4 protein-coding genes and 1 pseudogene are annotated in these 4,634 nt (G+C 69.1%); 2 read left to right on the top strand and 3 right to left on the bottom strand.

Features of this window, described 5'->3' with window-relative positions:
- The coding region (locus RMO85_RS04150) for a proline--tRNA ligase (RefSeq protein WP_310526652.1) at positions 1–1,526 on the bottom strand (1,526 nt) is incomplete at its 3' end.
- 141 nt (positions 1,527–1,667) lie between these two features.
- Here RMO85_RS04150 and RMO85_RS04155 point away from each other — a divergent pair.
- Positions 1,668–2,708, top strand: a complete 1,041-nt coding sequence (locus RMO85_RS04155) for a hypothetical protein (protein WP_310526653.1) — start codon at positions 1,668–1,670, stop codon at positions 2,706–2,708.
- 27 nt (positions 2,709–2,735) lie between these two features.
- Here RMO85_RS04155 and RMO85_RS04160 read toward each other — a convergent pair whose 3' ends face one another.
- The gene (locus RMO85_RS04160; RefSeq protein ID WP_310526654.1) at positions 2,736–3,584 is read right to left on the bottom strand and encodes a GNAT family N-acetyltransferase; all 849 of its coding nucleotides are present in this window, start codon (positions 3,582–3,584) and stop codon (positions 2,736–2,738) included.
- A gap of 34 nt (positions 3,585–3,618) precedes the next feature.
- Positions 3,619–4,512 (bottom strand): annotated as a pseudogene (ispG, locus tag RMO85_RS04165) (flavodoxin-dependent (E)-4-hydroxy-3-methylbut-2-enyl-diphosphate synthase); the annotation flags it as partial.
- On the opposite strand from ispG, the gene RMO85_RS04170 reads away from it, so the two are divergent.
- A partial coding sequence (locus tag RMO85_RS04170; RefSeq protein ID WP_397203063.1) for a flavodoxin-dependent (E)-4-hydroxy-3-methylbut-2-enyl-diphosphate synthase occupies positions 4,481–4,634 on the top strand: 154 nt, incomplete at its 3' end. The pseudogene ispG and the gene RMO85_RS04170 sit on opposite strands and share 32 nt — an antisense overlap.

The following is a 4,634-nucleotide window of genomic DNA, read 5'->3' on the forward strand; positions in this document are numbered from 1 at the left end:
TTCGCCTCGTCCTTGCCCGCGGCCACGATGTGTACGTCGACGGGGGCGACGTTGCGGGGCCAGGCCAGCCCGATCTCGTCGAGCGTGCCCTCGGCAATCGCCGCCACCGCGCGTGAGGGGCCGATCCCGTAGGAGCCCATCGTCACGGTGACGAGCTTGCCGTTCTCGTCGAGGACCTTGAGGTCCAGCGCGTCGGCGTACAAGCGACCCAGCTGGAAGATGTGGCCCATCTCGATGCCGCGGGCGGCCTCGAGGGTGCCCTCGGCGCAGTTGGGGCACGCGTCGCCGTCGCGGACGTCGGCGGCCTCGATCGTGCCGTCGGGCGTGAAGTCGCGACCGACGACCAGGTCCAGGACGTGGGAGCCGGGGACGTTGGCGCCGGTCACCCAGCGGGTGCCCTCGACGACGCGGGGGTCGACGACGAAGCGGATGCCCGACCCTCCGTTGTCCGCAGAGTCGGAGCCCAACATGCCAGGGCCGATGTAGCCCTTGACCAGGGCGGGGTGCTTGGCGAACTCCGCCTCGTCCATCGCCTCGACCTCGATCGGCTCCAGCTGTCCCTCGAGCCGTTTCTGGTCGACCTCACGGTCCCCGGGGACGCCGATCGCGAGGGGCTCGCGGGTCCCGTCGGGGTGCTTGAGCACCACGAGCACGTTCTTCAGCGTGTCACCGGCGACCCAGGGACGGTCCTCCCGGGGGAAGGCCGAGTTGAGGTGGTCGACCAGCGTGTCGATGGTCGGCGTGGCGGGCGTGTCCTCGGCGTGGGCGGCGGGCGTGTCGGCGTACGACACGGGCTGCGGGGCGCGGACTGCGACGGCCTCGACGTTGGCGGCGTAGTCGCAGTGCGTGCACCGGACATAGGTGTCCTCGCCGACGGCTGCCTTGGCCAGGAACTCCTCGGACTTCGAGCCGCCCATGGCGCCCGAGGTGGCCTTGACGATGACGTACTCGAAGCCGAGCTTGTCGAAGATCCGGATGTAGGCCCCGCGGTGTGCGGCGTAGGACGCGTCGAGGCCGGCGTCGTCGATGTCGAAGGAGTAGGAGTCCTTCATCACGAACTCGCGACCGCGCAGGATGCCGGCACGGGGACGCGCCTCGTCGCGGTACTTCGTCTGGATCTGGTAGATCGAGAGCGGCAGGTCCTTGTAGGAGTTGTAGAGGTCCTTCACGACGAGCGTGAACATCTCCTCGTGGGTGGGGCCGAGGAGGTAGTCGGCGCCCTTGCGGTCCTTGAGGCGGAAGATGTTGTCGCCGTAGTCCGTCCAGCGACTGCTCGCCTCGTAGGGCTCCTTGGGCAGCAGTGCGGGGAACAACAGCTCCTGGGCACCGATCGCGTCCATCTCGTCGCGGATGATCTGCTCAACCTTGCGCAGCACGCGCAGCCCCAACGGCAGCCAGGTGTAGATGCCCGGCGCGACGCGGCGGATGTAGCCCGCACGCACCAGCAGCCGATGGCTCGCGACCTCCGCGTCGTTGGGGTCGTCACGCAGCGTGCGGACGAACAGGGACGACATGCGCAAGATCATGAGCACAGGATAGGTGGGGGGTCGCGCGGCCAGCGAGGCGGTTTCGGGCCCGAGCAGTGAGACGACAACCAGATCGTTCCCGGCGACGTCTGAGACAGTTGACGGACCAACACATCCTCGGCACTTCTCGGGAGACCCCACATGACCTCCGCACTCCGCGCCCTTGTCGTGACGGCCACGACGGCCACCTTGTTCGGTACGGCGCTGATGGTGCCCGCGCAGGCGGCGGCGGTCGATCTTCAGCCGGAGGACCTGTCCCGGGGGGCCGACATCGCCCTCGCGCACATCGAGGACGGCGACTTCGTCCTCGGCGACCGGACCGTCGACGTCGGCGGGAGCCGTGCCTACCTGCTGGGCAAGGCCGGCAGGGCGTGGCTGGTGGGCACGAGCGACGAGAACGGTGGCGGCAGGTTCCGCATCGTGCGGGTGAGGGCGGACGACACCACCAAGGTGATCAAGCGAGGGATCTCGTTCTTCGAGCTGAAGCTCTCCGAGAACGGTCGCTTCTTCGTGCACGCCGGGCGCGGCAGCCGCAAGGCCCTGCCGATCCGGGTCTTCTCCTCGCGCACCGGCAAGCTCAAGATCGAGAAGGACTTCGCCAACTACCCCGAGGTGCTCGGGATGGACGGCCCACGAGTGCTGCTGTCCACCTGGGCCAAGGGCGACTCCGGCGTCCGGTGGTGGGACACGACGACGGGCACCGTCACGACGATCACGAGGCGGCCGGCCAACCATGTCGACATCGGCAACGACCTGCTCGCGACCTACACCAAGGATCCCTATCGGGGCGGCTGTGCGGTGCTGAGCCGCCTGTCGGACCCGGGGGTCCGCCTGTGGAAGTCCTGCACCGAGCGCATCGAGGCGTTCTCGACCGACGGCGACCGGATGGCCACCGTGCACATCCTCTCCGACGGCATCGGCCCCGGTGAGGTGCGCGAGCGCGAGCTCGACGGCACCCTGCTCGGTGACTACACCACGGGCTGGTTCGGCCAGATCGGCTTCGAGAGCGACACGGACCTGCTGCTCGAGATCAACGGCGACACACAGGCCTCCACCGTCCGCTGCAGCGAGGGGTCGTGCGAGAACGCCACGGACCCGGTCGCCGTACAGCAGCCGCGGATCAGCCTCGGGCAGGCTGCCCGGCATCCAAGGTCGTCGGCCGCGTCAGCCGGAGCCTGGTAGCCGCCGCAGTCCAGATGCCGCGGTTGCTCAGAACATCAGCGTGGACAACCGGGTCGTCTCGGTGAAGCCGACGCGCGCGTAGGCCGCGCGAGCGGCGGTGTTCCACTCGTTGACGTAGAGCGAGACGGTCGGGGCGATCTGCTCGCGGACCAGGGCCACCACTGCCGCCATCCCGACGATCGAGAGACCCTCCCCCCGCCGGTCGGGGTGGACGTAGACGCCCTGCACCTGAGCGGCGTACGGCGACGCGCAGGCGACCTCCGCCTTGAAGATGACCCGACCCGACTCGTCGAAGCGGGCGAACGACCAGCTCCGGGAGATCAGCTGGCGCACGCGCGCCTGGTAGAGGTCCTTGCCGCCGGCGGTCTCCGGCGAGACGCCCACCTCCTCGGTGTACATGTCCACGCACGCCGGATAGAGGGCCGTCAGATCGGCGGCCGTCGTCACCCGGACCTCCGGGTCCGGGCTCACGTGTGGATCACCGGCGATCTGCAGGTGGGGCTGGCGCCAGCGGGTCTCGCGCGGTGTCGACCAACGGTCACCGACCGTCTCCCAGAGCGCGGCGACGGCGTCGTGCGGGCCGACGATCGTGGCCGTCGACCGCATCCGGTCCAGGGCCCGGTCGGCGAACAGCCCCACGTCGTCGGGCGTGCACTGCACCGGGACCAGGTTGGCGCCCATGTGGCAGCCCGCGACGAGCCGGTCGTCCTCGAACCGGCCCCAGATCTCGCCCCCCAGCCAGCGGGGCTCCAGGTTGGTGACGCGCGCGCGGTAGGCCGCGAAGACGTTGACGACCGGGTCCAGGGAGGTGAGGGCCAAGAAGTCGTCCCGGTCGTCGGGCCCCAGCAGCCGCACGTCGTCGCGGGTGGTCAACACGCTGGGAGCCTAGCGGCACTCGACAGCGTCAGGGTCAGCTGACGCTGACGGACGCCTCGGCGCCGTCGACCGGTTCCATGCCCTCGGCGAGGCGCAGGGCCTCCTCGATCAGTGTCTCCACGATCTTCGACTCCGGCACGGTCTTGATGATCTCGCCCTTGACGAAGATCTGGCCCTTGCCGTTGCCGGAGGCGACGCCGAGGTCGGCCTCGCGGGCCTCGCCCGGGCCGTTGACGACGCAGCCCATCACGGCGACGCGGAGCGGCACCTCGAGGCCGTCGAGACCGGCGGTCACCTCTTCGGCGAGCTTGTAGACGTCGACCTGGGCCCGACCGCACGAGGGGCAGGAGACGATCTCGAGCCGGCGCGGCTTGAGGTTGAGCGACTCCAGGATCTGGAGGCCGACCTTGACCTCTTCCACCGGGTGCGCGGAGAGCGAGACGCGGATGGTGTCGCCGTTGCCCTGGCTGAGCAGGTGTCCGAAGGCGACGCTCGACTTGATCGTGCCCTGGAACGCCGGCCCGGCCTCGGTCACGCCGAGGTGCAGCGGCCAGTCGCCTGCTGCAGCGAGCAGTTCGTACGCACGAACCATCACGACGGGGTCGTTGTGCTTGACGGAGATCTTGAAGTCGTGGAAGTCGTGCTCCTCGAACAAGGAGGCCTCCCAGACGGCCGACTCGACGAGCGCCTCCGGAGTGGCCTTGCCGTACTTGTCCATGATGCGCTTGTCGAGCGAGCCCGCGTTGACACCGATCCGGATCGAGGTGCCACGGTCCTTGGCGGCGCGCGAGATCTCCTTGATCTGGTCGTCGAACTTGCGGATGTTGCCGGGATTCACGCGTACGGCGGCGCAGCCGGCGTCGATCGCGGCGAAGACGTACTTCGGCTGGAAGTGGATGTCGGCGATCACCGGGATCTGGGAGTGCTCGTTGTTCGAGGAGCACGACTTCCGCGACATCAAGATCTCGGTGAAGCACAACGACCCGGTCGTGATGGTGTCGGCGTACCGCCTGCTCGCCGAGCGCTGCGACTACCCGCTGCACCTCGGCG

Source organism: Nocardioides sp., from assembly GCF_031422975.1.
In the GTDB taxonomy this organism is placed as follows: Bacteria; Actinomycetota; Actinomycetes; order Propionibacteriales; family Nocardioidaceae; genus Nocardioides.